Source organism: Cytobacillus sp. FSL R7-0680, assembly GCF_038009245.1.
Classification (GTDB): domain Bacteria; phylum Bacillota; class Bacilli; order Bacillales; family Cytobacillaceae; genus Cytobacillus; species Cytobacillus kochii.
The window spans coordinates 3,648,255-3,665,597 of sequence record NZ_JBBPAO010000001.1 but is presented as its reverse complement, the minus strand read 5'-3'; the positions used below and the strand labels follow the sequence as shown (position 1 = coordinate 3,665,597).

The window sequence follows — 17,343 nt, the reverse complement described above, 5'->3', positions numbered from 1 at the left end:
TTTATTCCAATAAGTCTTTTCGCTTAAATATTTGTACAGATGCGATGAGTACGACGATAATAATAGCAATAGTTGTAATAAAAGCTAACAAGAAACTAGAATCTAGTTTTCCTGACAGCAAGACCTGTCCTGTGTGCTCAGTCATCGTGGCCGGACTCCATTTCAAATACTTTCCTAGAAGGGATGTAACTGTCGAAATGGCAAAGACCACAAATATTGTAACAAAAGCAACTCCTCCATTTCCTTTCATTATCGTACTAAAAAAAAGCGTCAATGTAACAACAAAAACTAACCATATGCTATAGATCACTACACTTTGAAAAACGCGCTCAAAAGCGACTGTTTCAATGAGTAAACTCGTATAATACCAAGAAGCTACATATCCAATAAGCAATGAAACGAATGTAATTGTAAGTAACCCAGCCCATTTAGATAATATATATGAGGAATAAGAAACTGGTTTAATCATGACCATAGCTGCTACTCCACTTTGTTTTTCTTCGGAAACGATACCCATTGCACTCAAAACAAGAATAAGTACACCGAGCATCCCATAATTAGATAGAACATTCATTAATACTTCTGCCCCTGTTGGAGTAGGCATTTCAAGGATTGTACCTTCTGGAAGACCCCCAAAAGTGTCCAAAATCTCCGGCATATAATACGAACTAACCGGCTGCATAACACCTAGCAAAATAAACACAATTGGAATCCATAAAATTTTATAATTCCGCACCATTTCCGTTATTTCTTTTTGATAAAGAACAGTCCATTGCGTCATGCCTTCACCACCTTGACAAATAAATCTTCTAATGTTGTTTGAGAAATCTCGAACTTACGAATCGGAAGTTTTCTATCCACGATATCTTTTAATAATGTTTGCTTTCCATTTACCATATCTTTTAATACGATGCTGGTTTTATTACCTTGAATGTCTACTTCAGATACAAAGCTATAACTCGCTATGCTCTTTAGCCAATCAACAGCCGGTGATTCGAATTCGATTTGTAAAATAGGTTGCCGATATTCCTCCATTACCCTTCCCAGGCTACCTGATATCGCAATTTCCCCAGCATGCATGATAAGAATGTCATCACTTATTTCTTCTGCATCGTGAAGGACATGAGTTGAGAAAAGAATGGTTGTTTCCTCTTTAATCTCTCTCATCATGTCCAACACTTCCCGTCTCCCAAGTGGGTCGAGTGCAGAAACAGGCTCATCTAAAATAAGTAATTTCGGACGATGAATGAGTGCCTGTGCCAATCCGAGGCGCTGCTTCATTCCACCAGAATAACCCCCTATTTTCCTTTTCTTTGCATTCGTTAGACCCACTCGTTCAAGTAATTCCTCACTCCGTTTTTCTGCTTCCTTACGATTCATTTTTGCCAATTGTCCTGCGAAAACAAGAAACTCCTTTCCGCTCATCCAATTATAGAAAGCAGGATATTGAGGTAAATACCCAATATACGGCCTTAAATCCTTTGGTTTTCCCCCTTTAAAATCAATACTACCTGAAGTCGGTGCCAACAATCCGGATAGCATTTTTAATGTTGTTGTTTTTCCTGCTCCATTTGGTCCAAGTAATGAAACGCACCTGCCTTCTTCAATATGAAAATTGATTCCTTTAACAGCATTCGTATTTCCAAAACTTTTTACTAAATCGCTTGCCTTTAATAATTCCATTAATCATTTCTCCTTCCAACAACGAAATAAAGCACTGGCCCTATTATGCCGATAAAGAGAATAACAAGAATCCACAACCATTTTGGTCCGTTCGTTTTTTCTTCTTTAATACAAGAAACTAATGCGATAATCATAAGAATTAATTGTAAGACAATAATTGGCGCAAACGCTCCCCATGGGATTCCATTTAACAGTTCATTCATTTTTTCTCCTCCAAACTGTTTATTTATCCTTAATACGATTACGTTTGCCTATTCGTTCACTCACGAAAAAAAAAAATCTCAGGAATTTGATCCTGAGACCTTTCTTTTAAATATTTTCCTTGCAAAAATAAGATAGATAATAAGATACGTTGGAAATTGAATAAGACCTAAGAAGCCCCATAGCCAAGCATTGTGTCCTCTCTTTCGCGCGTCCCAAAACATCCACGAGCTCTGGCAAATCAGAATGAACGCAATCACGAGCCATAACCAAAGCGATATGCTACTTAGTTCATTTGAGTTCATTCATTACTGACCTTCTTTCTAGTTTTGTTAAGAGCGACGGGCAGTAAGATAATCCCCACAAGCTGAAAATAAAGAAAAAGAATTGGCTGGCGATAAACGACAGCAATCACAACTGAAAGCACTAATACTGCAACAGAGATAAACGTGAGAAGGTCTTTCCATTGTTTTTTTCGTATTCTTTTTTTCTCTAATTCAACATTCTGTTGAAACCATTGTAAGTTTGGAGTAGATACTGGATTCCATTGGTCCAGTTTTTCTAAACCATCTGTTAATTGCTTAACCGTTAATTCATCTTCATCATCCAACATAGAATTACTATTTTTAGAATCATTCTCCTTCAAGATCAGCCAACTCCTTTCGTACATTTTTTAGACCATTTGACACTCGAGATTTTACTGTTCCTTCTGCTAGACCCATCATTTTCCCAATTTCCCCATATGAATATCCGTAATAATGCTTTAATACGATTGGCATACGTATTTCTTCATCAATTTGGGCAAGTATATCAAGTACATCTGCCCATTCTTCATTCATATTTGCTACATTCCATTTCATTTTTCGGAGCGCTTGTTCGTGCTCTAGCCAGTTTTTCTCCAGCTTCTTTCTCCGCTGTTGATCGATGAAAAGGTTCGTTGCGATCGTGATGAGCCATGAGGAAAACTTGGATTCACCATTATACAGTTGGATTTTTTCAATACACTTCACCATCGTCTCTTGCGTTAAATCTTCTGCGACTTGTGGATGAAGGGTAACTTTCATTAAATACTTTACGAGAAACGAATAATTCTGTTGTAGCAGTTTCGAAAGCGCCAATGTATCTCCTTTTGTCGCCTTTTGAATTAAATCCTTTTCATCCATGAGATCTACTCCATACAATAATAATCTATATGTAATACGATTAACTGGGAGAAATCGTTCATTTTTAAAATAAAGAATTACAAAAAACATTTAGCCAACTATTAGTAATTGTTATGATGACTTGTATTCCAAATGGAAAAGCGCTCATATTGGATAAACAACGAACTATTAAGTTAGATACTAGTGAGGAATAATGATAATTGTCGAACCAATGGTTACTGACAACCAAATAAAAATAGAGTTACGATTAATACTTAAGGAATTTCTCTGAATTAAAAACAAGGGATAATCAAAATTTAGTATTAGTAAAATTATAAGATCTAAATTTTAATCATTTCTTATCTTATTTTATTTAATGAGATTGCTCTTTTTTATAAAAGCCCTTCTCATTCGAGAGGGTCTTTATATCTTCTTCGATTAATTAACTTATATTAATACAATAATAATTAGTGAATTTAATCAACTTTTCTGTAGAGAGAACTTCAAATCTCTTTAATAAACGGAAAATTCTTGTGACATATCACTAAACGTTCAGCTACTTAGTTATGCTAGTCTGAAAGGTGCAACGAAGCACACAGCGGAGGTATTTTCACTATTCATTTGAATTTGCTATATTACTAACCACTTTCACACGAGCGAAAAAAACAGCCTCATACATCAAAAAACAAAGGCCTCTCGTAGTGTGGTTAGCGGATGGTGAAACTCTTGCGATTTTTAAAAAAATGGCGCAGCAAGCAAATACATTGCTATTTGAAGTTAGAACTTGCCGCACCTTTTCAATCTGATGATAAGCAACACATCTTTACGGTCTATAATCAGTTAAAACATGAAATGGATTATTGTCGATTAGCTTACTTAAATGAAAAGCTAGAGAGGATTTATCTTAAGAACCCGGAGCTGCAACAAATAAATGTTCACGCCTTCCGGCACACACATGCAAGTTTGTTGTTTGCTGCTGGTGCTTCCATCAAAGATGTATATATGTTTGGTGGTGAGAATGTGGTCAAATATAACCTATTTGTTCAACTAAGACCCTTTCCATAATAATATATCCATGTTAGTCACCACCGAATTTGGCTCCTAACTCACAATTAAGCTAAAACCTCATTTATGACTAAAAATCCAATTTTCAATTTCGTGGTTAGTGGAATCTATAATTTTCCTGTCTAAAATTTCATCTATTATTGATTTTATTAGTTCTCTTAAATGAGGTGTTCCACCATAAAAATGACTAACATTCAGCCGCCGTCTTATCTGGTTAATAGTATTAAAAAGTCTTGGTTTATATTTTGATAAAGCATCCTCTATCAGCGCAAAAACTTCCCCTGTTGGTAATTCCTTCGTCTCAAATAGTAAGGATAGGAGGTATACATCATCTGGAAGATGATATAATAATTTTTTCTCTATCTCACCTCCGAAAATTTCACTAAGCCAGTCGCAGTTTCTCGAAATACGTTCGATACGACTTATAATCTGTGCTACATAACATTGTTCTTCCTCCTCAGGAACTGCATCAAAAAACAATGCCCATAATTTCTCACTGTAAGGGTTATTGTGTCTTATCGTTTCCTCTAATATAGCTTTAAAACAGGAATCTCTAATTTCTTTATCCGGGTTAACACACAAATTCTTCCATGCATTTTCTATAGTAGCTACATCCTCTTTCTTAAAGGCACCTCTAAAAGTTTTATTGATAACCCATTTAATTGCAATAGGGAACGCCAAGTGATAGGGTTTATGAAAAACTTGGATTGTAACTTTACTCCATGTCTCATAATCGGTCTCTACTAATCCAATGTGGTCAAATATTGAGTAATAACCTGTGACAACAGCTAAACAATCATTTAATACATTGTCAGGTAAAGATTCACTCCATGTTTCAATCGGTTGGCTTAATATTGCTGAAACCCCGGGTTCTAAATTTAGGATTTCTTGCGGTACGTTCCTTCTTGTTAGTACAATAGCCCAAAGCCATTTCAAGTCACCCCTATCAGTTTGAAAAACATTTAAGAGTTCACTACGTTCATCTACACTAAGTTTATCCCAAGCACTTATATATTCTGTCAAAGAAACCGCAACTAAATTAGAATCATCGAAGTGTAATAATTGTTTACCTAGTGAATATCTATTGTCAGGCTTCGATATATGTGTTAATAAAAAATTCGCAATTCCTAAACCGTAGTCTTGCGGAAGTTTATTTTCTATGTAACGCTCTAACCAATTATACCAAGCTTGAGCAATATCAAATTTCAATTCATCATCTAGAAATTCTACAGACGCTTCAAAGGTAGTAAATAAGTATCCTTGGTCGACGTCTAGTATCCTAGTTGGAACAGAATTAAGAAAGACAGGGAAGAGTCTAGCCCAAAGTTGCCAAACCACAGGTTCCCAAGATTCATGTACTTCTTCCCAATCAATACTGTCTCGCTTATGTTTATTAGAAAATTTAATCATAAAATTATTGATAGCAGCACAAATATCAGGTTTTTTTAATACGTTAAGGATTTGTTGAATTAATTCTTGACGTGTTTCATCTAATAGAGTTGGCCACGCTTGAAAACAACCGCGAATGGCATTTTTAATAACAAAAGGATGAGGATCTTGGAACACTACATTTGTAAGTTCAGGATTATTGCCAAAGTTTAACATTATAAAGTATGCCGCTTTATTTCTTATCATTTCTTCATCGTAGGTCATTAGTTGCTTAAGGTATCTAATGTTGGTTTGCTTATCCAGCAGTAGAATAAGCTGGCTGCTAACCATCCATACTTCTTGAGAAGGGACTTTGTCAGCGTGGTCCGGATATGCTAGCTTTTCCAAAATATCTTTGATTTCTTCCTCAGCAAGATAAACATTCTGCCTAAATCCTAACATATCATGTAAGGAAAAATCTGGATTTTCTATTATTTCAGGAATATCATTTTCCCAGATCAAATTAAGCCGCTCCACCCCACCGTTTTCAATATATTGCATAACAGTAGTCTGCTTGTCTTGTTCAAGAATTGCTATTTGAGAAATAATAAAAGGCAATACAGAATCACGAATAGCTGGTGATTTATGATTTAAACAAAGGAATGCTTGGTCTAAGATTGTACTTTTGAATTCAGCAAATGTTAGAAATAGGCTTTCAAACTTCTTGACAATATTCAATAAAACTGAGTTACTCGAAGAGGAAACAGCAAGGTTAACCATATCTAGTATGCGTTTTTGTTTAAATCTCCCTTGATGTTCGATTATAAAAATGGCTGATTCATAATAAGTCGGATGTGTAAACTGCCAAGAATTATTTTTAAATTTAATATAGCCATGTGCTTCAAGAAATTCTAATTTCTCTTCAAATCTATATCTGGATTCAATTCCTAACTTCTCAGTTAATTTAAATATTTGATCTTCCGAAATTCCTTTTGTGGGAGATAAACCTATTCCTAATGCAATTAATAATAGTTCTAATTCGTTATCCCTTTTATTTATAAATGCTTGTCCTAATTGAATAGCGTCTGCCTTTGCCATCCTTTCTAATTCTTGAACGTTTTTATTTTCCAAATCGGCTGGTTCCTTATAAGCCAAATGACGAAGTTGCCCCGGTTGTAAAACTGACCGATTTAAATTTTGTGATATTTTTATTTTAACTTCCTCGGAAACTTGTTTTACTTCACAATAGTGCTCCCAAATGGCGAGCGCTAAATTTGAATCATAAACAGTTATATCATTCCAGTCAAAACTTTGTATTTTCCATCTATCTATATTAGTTTCCCTTGTAACCATCTGTATTAAGTCAATTCTGGATGTTACAATTAATTTTCTATGGTTACCTGTTTTTGTTGTTAACGTGCTTAATTTCCCCCAAGTTTCTGCAGATCCTAGCAATAATTCAGTCCCGCCAAAAGGATCTTCAAGTATACATAGGCGATTTTCGATGCTTACATCATTTAGAAATCTTATGGCGTCGTCCACCGTGGGTGCCTTAGAACATACATATCCTTCACGTCTAAATCTTTCTGCTATAAATTCAGCAGTATGAGTCTTGCCGCAAAAAGAAATCCCGGTGAGTAAAAGTACATGCTGTTCTTTAAGCTGCTGATAACAAATTTCAATATCTTGACGACTAGTATGGTATCCGGTAAACATCCTTTCACTAGCATTTCCTTCTAAAATCTTAACTACTTCGGGCATCACATCTTCTCTTTCATTCCTAGCATTTTTTATTGCATCATCAAGCATCCTAAGCACCGACTCACATTGCCCCTGAGGAATTGAGTGGTCCATATTTAAATTACTAAGTATATTCCTTTTAACACTTTGTGTATCCATCTGTTCCCAAACAAGAATTCGTTTGGACAATCGCTGAAGTTCGCGCTTTCTCATAGCAAAAGATCGAGATTGTTGTTCACAAAATTGGTGTCTGTTTTCAAATAGTGAGCCAGGTTTTCCCATATAACACTCTGATAGAATCCCCAAAAGGTTATCCACCTTATCTCTTACTAAAGGATATGAATTATGTGTTCCCAGGTTATTTGTGCGAAAAAGTTGTGTTTCGTCAGTACACCTACCTTTTGCAATGAAAAGAGCAGATCTAAAATCATCTGAATCTATCCTAGATAGCAAATTATTATCTGCATTGTGATCCGGGAAATGAGCCAACCACGTTGTAATGGATCTCAACTCAAGTGGTGCACTCTCGCTTTTAACTTGTACCTCAACTGTCTTAATGCCACCATTGGTAGGAATACGCAATTCCGCATCTTCTCCCCCCTCAGCCTCTACAATTAATTGGGCACCAGAATATTGATATGCTTCTAGAGCTACAAGAATTGTCATTAAATATTGATACTCATACCCCTGTGGTCCAGATAACTCTACAGACAAAATAATTCCCCCATATCTAACAGTATTAATTATCATTTCGACCAAAATATTATACCATTAATTGGTACGTACTTAGACGAATATACACATATAACCAAATGTATTCGTAAACCATTTGCTATAAAAAAAGCCTCCAACCAACTCGGATAGAGCCTTTCATGTGTATAGATCATCGTATAATAATTTTGTGAACTGCGCTGTAAAGCGAGAGCATTTTCTTACATTCTTTTATTTGCACCTATAAAGTGAAGAAACATGAGAAAACCGACTCTTGTTATTCAAGGTTAGCAGCTTTTTACCACCTGAAATAATATACCGTCATATATGGTTTTGGTCAAAAAAGCAGTAGCACCTGACTAAATAGTTGGTGCTATGACTATTTGGCATTTAATCAATATGTTATCAATAAACCCCTTAGTCGTCCGCTTCTTTTCCATTACCCCAAAAACTGCTGAATGAAATCATAGATGTTGTAATAAAAAGATAAGGTTAAAATCTTCTCCCTTTTTATTCAAATGTTGCTAAAGAGATAACAGAATCTATTACTTAGGAAGATAATTAATGAATTTCTCAAAAACCGTAACATATTGTATACACCCCCTGTTTAATATCCATAATCTTATTATAACGAATTACAGAAAATAGGAGAATATTAATAATTAACCGTTAAAGCAGATTGAACACAGAATACAAATAAAAAAACCAGCTAAGCTGGTTTTCTTACTGAAAATATTTTCACATTAAACGTCCTCGTTTTATAAGGAATTTATGTGCATTAGGTAAAACACTATTTTGAAGCAAATCATGGTTTTCACGGTAAAAATGGATAGACTCATTTTTAATTAAATCATCTAAATTCATTACCGGCTTAATAGAGCTATATTGAAACTTCCTACCATCAAATTCAGCTTCCAAAAACCTGTTAGATGTTAATCCATTGGACAAGAGAAGATCAAACAATACTTTCCCCTGGAATTGGGAATTCAATTCCTTTTCGATATCTTCAATCTCTTCTAACGGATTTATATAAGAGGTTGAAAATACAATATAAGGGTACTCATTATTAAGTTTATGAATTTCATAATTCTTCATCATCATTATCACCTTAATCCCTAGATAGGGTTAAATTAACTAGATACAGGATTGATCATTTTTTGATGGGTAGTTTCAATTAAAGATATAACCTGTTCAATAATCTGCTCAGCAGCTTGCTTAGTTTCAATAATTCTTGTCGCTGAAGCAATTGCCTCAGCATGTAAAATTGTGTGACGATGTTTATATACATAATTATATAATGATTCAATTACGTCAATTGTTACATTACAGTTAATTTCTTTTTTAGGGTCATGCAGCATTTCATGTTTCCTTACTACACCATTATACCCAAAAAATTTACCAAACCCATCCTTTTTTATTAAAATTCCTTTTCCTGCAAATATTTGCTTAAGATAACCTTCAAGAGTCTTTAAAGCAGGAAACACAAAGGATGAGTAATCTTCTAGCTCTATATCTATTTTTTGTAGTGCTAAGGAGGCTGATAATACCTTCTTAAGCTCTTCGTTTAAATAATTATATGCAGAAGGTAACATTTCCTTCATTTCATCTCTAATTTCCGTAGGACTGATTTCGACACTAAAGAACTCTGACTGGTTTTTTATAACATCTTCAAAAGGAAAATAAGCAGCAAGCAAACAGGTGACTTCCTGGTATAAAAAAAATGGTTTTCCCTGTATCTGTAATCTCTTATTATCGAAATACGTCAGCGTAATTTTATCACCAATTTCACTTTTAAATTGGTATAAAGAATACCTGTTCGTATCATTTCTAGATTCATTTATTTTTTTAACACCTTTCAACTCTTCCTCAAGGTACTCAATTATTAATCCAAATTCATCTGCTGGCAATGGATGCACTGAATAGGATCTACCCTTTATATCAGAATGTTTATATTCTAGTTTCCCCAGAATATAGGTTGCTAATTCCAAACTAATATCCTGGCTTTGACCAACCTTTGGTTGTATGGTTGTCTTATCATCATTATTAAAATAAAAATCGATAAGGAACTCTTTTCCATCACCCACTATTATACATCTGTGTTGATTTCCTCCAACAAGTTTAATTTCTGAACATGTAAATGCAGAAAACTTCCCCTCAGCAAACTCTTGAATCCATTGTGGTAACATGGTTCTATTTAGGTGCAAGCCTTTAAATATATTTTTTGTACTCATAATTCCTTCCCCCTAGAAGACTTAAACACTCTAGCATACTCGTTTTATATTGCAAATTAATGGAATCAAATCCGTTATTAAAATTTTGACAACTGGCCCTCATGTACCGCAACAGTCAAATAATTTGGTCTGTAGTTTTGAAATGTAATTTAGCAACATTATTTAATTCTTTACTACCGTGCATAGACACGAATTTTTTAGCATTAGCTACTGTTTTGGTTGATGCTCCTTTTGTAAAGGTTACATTGTATTTAATTGATAATTTATGTAATCGATTTACAAACTCGTCTCTAGCAAGGATACTAGCCGCTGCTACAGCTATATTGCTTTCAGCCTTCGTTCTCTGAAATAAAGTAATTTCTTTTCCTTTATCCAACAAAGCTTTATTTATAAGGCTCTCGTCACCAAATTGGTCTGATAGAGCAAATCTACAATTAACCGTTGAAAGGATATTCTCTATAGCCCGTGCATGCCCCCAAGCCAAGAGCTTATTTAAATTTTTAATCTTCTCATAGAGGTCATTATATTTTGCATTTCCAATTACCACGAGCGAGGATGGACATATTTTCTTTATTTTTCCTGCTAAGACCTTGATTTGGTCATCTCCTAGTTTTTTACTGTCCATAACACCCATATCTTTAAGTGTGCTGTATGTATCAGAATTAACAAAAACTGCAGCGACCACCAAGGGGCCAAAATAATCACCTTTACCTGATTCGTCAGCCCCTATTATCTCCTCCAAAGAATCTATTTTCGATAGTTCCATATTGTTTTTCTCACTAACCTTATTAGGTTTTATTTCAAAACTTTGTTTTCCATTAGAAAGTGCACGTTCTATTAGACCGAGTAATTCTTCATCCTTTACTTGTGATAGATCATGTCTGACACCCTTCTTACTCTCATAAACCCTGATTAATCCTTGTTTATTTTCAAATCTTACTTGAAACTGCAATCCATAATTTATTTCAGCACTTTCAGATATCATCATCAGTTGATTTTCTAATATCGTTTTTATTTGACTGAAGTATTCATATTTATTTGATGCAGTAATCATACTTTACTCTCCCCACAAAACATATTGACTATTTAAAATAATAACACAGTTGCAAATAAATGTAACTTTAACTAGCTTCGATTTTAGTAAAACCTTTTAACCTTTAAAAATTACAATCGAGTAGGAGGGGGTAATTAACCCCCGACCTCTCACACCACCGTACGTACCGTTCGGTATACGGCGGTTCGAAAGTTTATGTAATAATGTTTGTTAATTGTTTTAATCCTTGTTGAAGCCAATATCTATTGTTCATGGCTTGGTCCAAGGCAGGACTCTTGGAATTTCTCCAGTATCCCTTACGGGAGTTTGCATATTGCCACGCCTTACCTTTCTTGATTCCCAATCTCGTCAGGTTCCTAAATTTGGTCCTGACTTTCTTCCACTCTTTCCAACGGCAGGCACGTAGCCTTCTCCTGATATGCCCGTCTATCTTTCCAGCATATTTCTTGATGTCAGCTATTTTGAAGTAGTTCCCCCACCCTTGGATTAATTGATAGATTTTAAGAATTCGGTATTCCATGGCTATTCCCCAGTTGCGGTTCGTTAACTTTTTAAGCTTTTCCTCGAGTCACTTTTTCGATTTCTTCGGCACGTATACTCGGGTGTTGTTGCTCGAAGAGTAAAAACTCATCCCTAAGAATATACGTGCCACTGGCTTTTCCCCTCATTCACCTTCAGTTTTAATTTCTTCACAATAAAGTCCGTAATACCTTGTTTCACTCGTTCTCCCGCTTTATGGCGCTTGACGTATATGTTGCAATCATCCGCATAGCGAACAAACTTATGTCCACGCTTATCAAGTTCATTTAATATAATGTTACTAAGAAGAGGGCTTAATGGTCCTCCTTGTGGAGTCCCTTCTCTATTTACTGTAACTAGCCCATTCTCCATAATACCTGCTTGTAAGTATCGTCGGATTAGCTTTAAGGTCGGTTTATCCTCAATTGTTTTTGAAATTAGGGACATGAGTGGAAGCAGGATCTATACGACTATGGAAGTCTCTTTTCCAAGCAAATGGCAAACATATATTTCAAACGCCAAAAAACAAGGATTCTAAGCATTTAATTAGTTTAGATACCCCCCCAAACCTTTAATTTACTAAAAAAATGCCGTATAAGCCAAATAAAGGGTAATTTAGCATATGTGGATAGGAAAGGAGATTATAATATTGTGTTTACCAGAACTGTCGGGACCCCACTCCGATTAGCTTATCTAAACGAGAAGCTCAATATATTAGTTAAAAGACATAATCTTCACTCCATAACTATACATGGCCTGCGCCATACACATGCATCATTTTTATTTGAAGCTGGAGCAAATATAAAAGAGGTTCAGGAACGGTTAGGTCACTCAGATATCCAAATGAGAATGAACGTCTATACTCATGTCACAGACACATTAAAAGAGCAGACTGCTGAAAAGTTTCAGAAATATATTGAACTTTAAAGTGGTGGTTAAGGCGGTCAAGGATATTTTTCGTGGTCAAAATGTGGTCAAAGCAGCTTTCAAACATAAAAAAGACCCTTTCCACATAAGTGAAAAGAGCCTTTGAAACGTTGATAATTAACGTTTTGAGAACTGAGGTGCACGACGAGCGCCTTTAAGACCGTATTTTTTACGTTCTTTCATACGAGCGTCACGTGTTAATAGTCCAGCGCGTTTTAGTGTTGGACGGTATTCTGGATCAGCTAGAAGTAACGCACGAGCGATACCGTGGCGGATTGCGCCAGCTTGACCAGTGTATCCACCACCTTTAACATTTACAAGAATGTCGTAGCTTCCTACTGTTTCAGTAGCTACTAGTGGTTGTTTAACAACTTCACGTAAAGCTGCAAACGGGATATATTCATTGATTTCACGACCATTGATAACGATTTTACCGTCGCCAGGGACTAAACGTACGCGAGCTACTGAGCTCTTACGGCGACCAGTACCAGTATATTGAACCTGTGCCAAGTTAATAACCTCCCCTAATTAATTATCCACGAAGTTCGTAAACTTCTGGTTGTTGTGCTTGGTGCGCATGTTCGCTACCAGCGTAAACATGTAATTTTTTAAACATTTGACGACCAAGAGAGTTCTTTGGAAGCATGCCTTTAATAGCAAGCTCTAACATGCTCTCAGGGTAGTTTGTACGCATTTCATTAGCAGTTCTAGTTTTTAAACCACCAGGGTGCATGCTGTGGCGGTAGTAAATTTTATCAGTAAGCTTCTTACCAGTTAATTCGATCTTAGAAGCGTTCAAGATAATTACATGATCACCAGTATCCACATGTGGTGTATAAGTTGGTTTATGTTTACCACGTAGAATTGATGCTACTTCACTAGCAAGACGTCCAAGAGTTTTGCCTTCAGCATCAACTACGTACCATTTACGTTCGATATTGTTTGCATTCGCCATAAACGTTGTACGCATCGGTTTTCCCTCCTAAATTAAATCCATCATAATCATTTTTGGTTTCATATATTCTTACACAATAAGATTCCGGGGCTTATCGTGGTTTTAATAATAATACCATATGCTATAATATAACTTTACCAGCTGATTGTCAAGTCGATGTTACACCTGGATTAGTTGTTTTAAGAATTTTTTCTCGCAAATCCAGCAAATGACGCTCTTTACTTATCATTAGCAATATTTTCTTCGTAATAGACTTGCCATAAATACAGGCCATGACCAGGTGCTGTTTTCCCAGCATAGATACGGTTTTTCTTCGCTAAAATCTTCTCTATTTCATGTGGCTCTCGCTCGCCCTTACCAACCTCTAGTAAGGTTCCCATTAAAATGCGAATCATATTATAAAGAAACCCGTTACCAACAAAACGGAACAGTAGCTCATCATCATGTTCCTCAATATAAATCCCATAGATGTTCCGCACGCGATCTTCCACTTCAGACCTTGCTGAACAAAAGCTCGTAAAGTCATGTTCTCCTAATAAATACGGGATGGCTTCGCGCATACGCTCCACATCTATTGGAAAGGAATACTGATAAGCATAATGTCGCAAAAAAGGGTTGCTTTTCTTCGTACGTATTAATCGGTAGCGATACTCCTTACCTATAGCATGATATCGCGCATGGAAGTCCTCTGCTACATAGGCCGCTTCCTCTACTACAACATCATTCGGCAGAATAGAATTCAAAGCAGCTGGCCACCGCTCCTCAGGCAACTGCAAAGGACTATCGAAATGAATTACTTGACCCACCGCATGAACACCAGCGTCCGTGCGGCCAGAAGCAACAACTTTCACTTCACTGCCCTTATGCAGCTTCGTAAGTGCTGATTCTAGCTCCCTCTGGACAGTCCGTTTATTCGGTTGTACTTGATAGCCCGCAAAGCCTGTGCCATCGTAAGCGATAATACATTTGATTCTCATGATATGCCCTCTTTATGTTCTAAATATAATTAACAATATCGTTAAAGCCAAAAGCAATAACAACATCAAGGTATCAATACCGCTCCACACAAGCTTACGATACCTTGTCCGTCCATCGCCTCCACGATAACCACGAGCCTCCATTGCTGTGGCAAGCTCCTCTGCTCGTTTAAATGAACTCACAAACAGCGGAATCAGTAGTGGAATAATCGCCATCACACGGTCTTTTACAGGGCCTGAGGAGAACTCCACGCCTCTTGCTGATTGTGCCTTCATAATCTTATCTGTTTCCTCCATGAGCGTCGGAATAAACCTTAAGGCGATAGACATCATTAGAGCGAGCTCATGCACCGGAAACTTCAACTTCTTAAGTGGGCCTAACAAACTCTCTAAACCGTCTGTAATCGCAATAGGGGCTGTTGTTAACGTTAGTATCGATGTGATTAAGATTAATAGGAAAAAGCGTAAAGAGATAAATATCCCTTGTCTCAAGCCTTCCTCGTAAACTTTAAACCATCCTAATTCAAAAATAATCGGTCCTTCTCTTGTTAAAAAGATATGCATCAAGAACGTAAAAATAATCAAAATGAAGACGAGTTTTAAGCCGCCAAATACAAAGCGCATCGGCACTTTCGACATCGCTAGCATTAATAAGGTATAGACAACAAGGGCACCATACGTAATCGCATTATTAGCGATAAAAACAACACATACGAATAAAAGAACGATAATGAGTTTGGAACGCGGGTCCATTCGGTGAATCACTGAATCAGCTGGAACATAGCGTCCAAAAATCATTTTTTCCATCATTAGGCTTCACCTCTCTTTAAAAAGCGAGGCATTTCTTGACTGATTTCCTCTATTGTTAAGCATGTTTTAGCAAACTTATAGCCGAATGTTTTCTCTAGCTTTTGCTGGAACTTCACAACCTCTGGTACGTCTAAGCCCATTTTTATCAATTGCTCCGGGTCAGAGAAAATCTCGAGTGGTGTGCCCACTTTATAGACTTCACCTTTATGCATAATAGCAATCTTATCCGCATAGCGTGAGGCATCCTCCATACTATGCGTTACAAGAATCGTAGATAAATTCCGCTCTTTATGAAGCTGATAAAACATATCCATAATTTCTTTGCGCCCACGAGGATCTAAGCCAGCTGTTGGTTCATCAAGCACAATGACATCAGGATGCATCGCTAATACACCAGCAATGGCAACTCGGCGCATTTGTCCACCAGAAAGATCGAACGGCGATTTTTGTAAAATCGACTCATCTAGGCCCACTTGTTTAATAGCTTCATGCGCTCGCCTTTTTGCTTCTTCTTCATTCACACCGAAATTCATCGGACCAAAACAAATATCCTTCTCTACAGTTTCTTCAAATAGTTGATGCTCAGGAAATTGAAACACAATCGCTACTTTTTGGCGTATCGCTTTTAAGCCTTTCTGTTTCTTTTCAGAAGTAATCGTTCTCTCACCAATAACAACTTCGCCCGCTGTAGGTTTCAGTAATGCATTTAAATGTTGTAGGACGGTCGATTTCCCAGAACCAGTATGTCCTATTAAAGCGAGAAATGTGCCAGACGGAATATCTATAGACACATCTTGAATCGCTAATCTTTCAAACGGCGTATTGACCTGATAGCGATATTCTACATTTTTGAGTGAGATGTCCATAATTCTTCCACCAATTCTTCTTCAGATAAATGATGCTTAGATACTGGGATATTTAAGCCTTTTAACATTTTGCTCATTTTCACAGGGAATGGAATATCGAGTCCTAACGAAATCAACTCTTCATCTAATTGGAAAATATCTTCCGGACTACCTTCCCGATAAAGCTGTCCTTTATTCATCACAATCATGCGATCAGCCTTTGCTGCTTCTTCTAAATCATGTGTGATGGAAATAACAGTCATTTCTTGCGATGCTTTTAACTGCCTAATCGTCTCTAACACCTCTTCACGACCACGCGGGTCTAACATAGAGGTCGCTTCGTCCAAGACAATGATATTTGGCCTAAGCGCTAGAACCCCTGCAATGGCCACACGCTGCTTTTGGCCACCTGATAAATGGTGCGGCTCTTGATCAAGAAACTGTTCCATTTTCACACTCTCCAGCGCGTCATGGACACGCTTAATCATTTCTTCTCTCTCGATGCCGTGATTTTCTAAACCAAAAGCCACATCATCCTGTACAGTCGTACCAACAAACTGGTTATCGGGATTTTGAAAAACCATCCCAATTTTATCTCGTATGTCCCAAACCGTTTCTTCTGATAGCAGCAAACCATCTACCGTAATACTGCCTTCCTTGGGGAAATTCAATCCATTTAAAAGCTTAGCCATCGTTGACTTCCCTGATCCATTATGACCAACAATCGCCAACCATTCCCCTTCATATATATCAAACGTCACATCTTTCAAAGCATAATCCGCATTCTCATCATATTTAAAAGAAAGATTCCTTATCTGCACGAGGGAATTCTTCATACTCATCTACTCCTCTCCAACCTCTGCTGCTCTCAACTCTACTAAAAACAAACCTAAAAATCTAACGTCTAAATTTTATTAGAAAACTGTGCGATTGGCAAGCCTTTAAGGCGACGACAGAGACCTAGTTGCTCTTATACTTCGTTCTTTCTTTTGACAGGCCTCATAGCTATTATTCTTCTCTGCTTGTCAAAAGATAATTGCTCTGAAGTGATTGAAACCTGAGCAATTGGCAAGCCCGTTAAGACGATGACAGCGTCTTAGTTGCTCTTATACTTC

General features: G+C 36.7%; 19 protein-coding genes. 2 read left to right on the top strand and 17 right to left on the bottom strand.

Annotated elements, in window-relative coordinates; translation table 11 throughout:
- Window position 1: 1 nt before the first annotated feature.
- The 5 genes from MKY26_RS18300 to sigY form a co-directional block, all read right to left on the bottom strand.
- The gene (locus tag MKY26_RS18300) at window positions 2-781 is read right to left on the bottom strand and encodes an ABC transporter permease (RefSeq protein WP_095371095.1); all 780 of its coding nucleotides are present in this window, start codon (window positions 779-781) and stop codon (window positions 2-4) included.
- Complete coding sequence (locus MKY26_RS18295) at window positions 778-1,683, bottom strand: ABC transporter ATP-binding protein (protein WP_095371096.1); 906 nt, start codon at window positions 1,681-1,683, stop codon at window positions 778-780. Before MKY26_RS18295 ends, MKY26_RS18300 begins: the two co-directional genes overlap by 4 nt.
- Window positions 1,683-1,886 (bottom strand): PLD nuclease N-terminal domain-containing protein, encoded by a 204-nt coding sequence (locus tag MKY26_RS18290; protein ID WP_095371097.1) that lies wholly within the window; start codon window positions 1,884-1,886, stop codon window positions 1,683-1,685. The genes MKY26_RS18295 and MKY26_RS18290 overlap by 1 nt, the downstream gene beginning before the upstream one ends.
- A gap of 299 nt (window positions 1,887-2,185) precedes the next feature.
- Complete coding sequence (locus MKY26_RS18285; RefSeq protein ID WP_322910593.1) at window positions 2,186-2,530, bottom strand: YxlC family protein; 345 nt, start codon at window positions 2,528-2,530, stop codon at window positions 2,186-2,188.
- Window positions 2,517-3,047: an RNA polymerase sigma factor SigY gene (sigY, locus tag MKY26_RS18280; protein WP_341098284.1), complete on the bottom strand. Its 531-nt coding sequence runs from the start codon at window positions 3,045-3,047 to the stop codon at window positions 2,517-2,519. Before sigY ends, MKY26_RS18285 begins: the two co-directional genes overlap by 14 nt.
- A gap of 693 nt (window positions 3,048-3,740) precedes the next feature.
- Between sigY and MKY26_RS18275 the strand changes: the two genes are divergently transcribed.
- The gene (locus MKY26_RS18275; RefSeq protein WP_341098283.1) at window positions 3,741-4,091 is read left to right on the top strand and encodes a hypothetical protein; all 351 of its coding nucleotides are present in this window, start codon (window positions 3,741-3,743) and stop codon (window positions 4,089-4,091) included.
- Between the two features lie 60 nt (window positions 4,092-4,151).
- Here MKY26_RS18275 and MKY26_RS18270 read toward each other — a convergent pair whose 3' ends face one another.
- From MKY26_RS18270 to MKY26_RS18245, 6 genes are all read right to left on the bottom strand, one after another.
- On the bottom strand, window positions 4,152-7,913 hold the full coding sequence (locus tag MKY26_RS18270; protein WP_341098282.1) for an nSTAND3 domain-containing NTPase: 3,762 nt from the start codon (window positions 7,911-7,913) through the stop codon (window positions 4,152-4,154).
- Between the two features lie 735 nt (window positions 7,914-8,648).
- On the bottom strand, window positions 8,649-9,005 hold the full coding sequence (locus tag MKY26_RS18265; RefSeq protein ID WP_341098281.1) for a type II toxin-antitoxin system RnlB family antitoxin: 357 nt from the start codon (window positions 9,003-9,005) through the stop codon (window positions 8,649-8,651).
- Window positions 9,006-9,040: 35 nt separating this feature from the next.
- Complete coding sequence (locus tag MKY26_RS18260) at window positions 9,041-10,141, bottom strand: type II toxin-antitoxin system RnlA family toxin (RefSeq protein WP_341098280.1); 1,101 nt, start codon at window positions 10,139-10,141, stop codon at window positions 9,041-9,043.
- 115 nt (window positions 10,142-10,256) lie between these two features.
- A complete protein-coding gene (gene rnhC / locus MKY26_RS18255; protein WP_341098279.1) occupies window positions 10,257-11,195 on the bottom strand; it encodes a ribonuclease HIII in 939 nt (312 codons plus the stop codon).
- Between the two features lie 193 nt (window positions 11,196-11,388).
- A complete protein-coding gene (locus tag MKY26_RS18250; RefSeq protein ID WP_341098278.1) occupies window positions 11,389-11,715 on the bottom strand; it encodes a group II intron maturase-specific domain-containing protein in 327 nt (108 codons plus the stop codon).
- A 113-nt stretch (window positions 11,716-11,828) separates the two neighbouring features.
- Window positions 11,829-12,086, bottom strand: a complete 258-nt coding sequence (locus MKY26_RS18245) for a reverse transcriptase domain-containing protein (RefSeq protein WP_341098277.1) — start codon at window positions 12,084-12,086, stop codon at window positions 11,829-11,831.
- A 279-nt stretch (window positions 12,087-12,365) separates the two neighbouring features.
- On the opposite strand from MKY26_RS18245, the gene MKY26_RS18240 reads away from it, so the two are divergent.
- Window positions 12,366-12,641, top strand: a complete 276-nt coding sequence (locus MKY26_RS18240) for a tyrosine-type recombinase/integrase (RefSeq protein WP_341098276.1) — start codon at window positions 12,366-12,368, stop codon at window positions 12,639-12,641.
- Between the two features lie 117 nt (window positions 12,642-12,758).
- Here MKY26_RS18240 and rpsI read toward each other — a convergent pair whose 3' ends face one another.
- The 6 genes from rpsI to MKY26_RS18210 all read right to left on the bottom strand — a co-directional run bounded on the left by rpsI (window position 12,759) and on the right by MKY26_RS18210 (window position 17,064).
- Complete coding sequence (gene rpsI, locus MKY26_RS18235) at window positions 12,759-13,151, bottom strand: 30S ribosomal protein S9 (RefSeq protein ID WP_095371191.1); 393 nt, start codon at window positions 13,149-13,151, stop codon at window positions 12,759-12,761.
- Window positions 13,152-13,173: 22 nt separating this feature from the next.
- The gene (rplM, locus tag MKY26_RS18230) at window positions 13,174-13,611 is read right to left on the bottom strand and encodes a 50S ribosomal protein L13 (RefSeq protein WP_095371192.1); all 438 of its coding nucleotides are present in this window, start codon (window positions 13,609-13,611) and stop codon (window positions 13,174-13,176) included.
- A gap of 203 nt (window positions 13,612-13,814) precedes the next feature.
- Window positions 13,815-14,576 carry a tRNA pseudouridine(38-40) synthase TruA gene (truA, locus tag MKY26_RS18225; RefSeq protein WP_095371193.1) on the bottom strand — a complete coding sequence of 254 codons (762 nt, stop codon included), beginning with the start codon at window positions 14,574-14,576 and terminating at the stop codon, window positions 13,815-13,817.
- A gap of 9 nt (window positions 14,577-14,585) precedes the next feature.
- A complete protein-coding gene (locus tag MKY26_RS18220) occupies window positions 14,586-15,383 on the bottom strand; it encodes an energy-coupling factor transporter transmembrane component T family protein (protein ID WP_095371194.1) in 798 nt (265 codons plus the stop codon).
- Entirely contained in the window at window positions 15,383-16,249 is an 867-nt protein-coding gene (locus MKY26_RS18215) for an energy-coupling factor ABC transporter ATP-binding protein (RefSeq protein WP_095371195.1), read from the bottom strand. Before MKY26_RS18215 ends, MKY26_RS18220 begins: the two co-directional genes overlap by 1 nt.
- Window positions 16,225-17,064 carry an energy-coupling factor ABC transporter ATP-binding protein gene (locus MKY26_RS18210; protein WP_307317062.1) on the bottom strand — a complete coding sequence of 280 codons (840 nt, stop codon included), beginning with the start codon at window positions 17,062-17,064 and terminating at the stop codon, window positions 16,225-16,227. Before MKY26_RS18210 ends, MKY26_RS18215 begins: the two co-directional genes overlap by 25 nt.
- Between the last annotated feature and the right edge of the window lie 279 nt (window positions 17,065-17,343).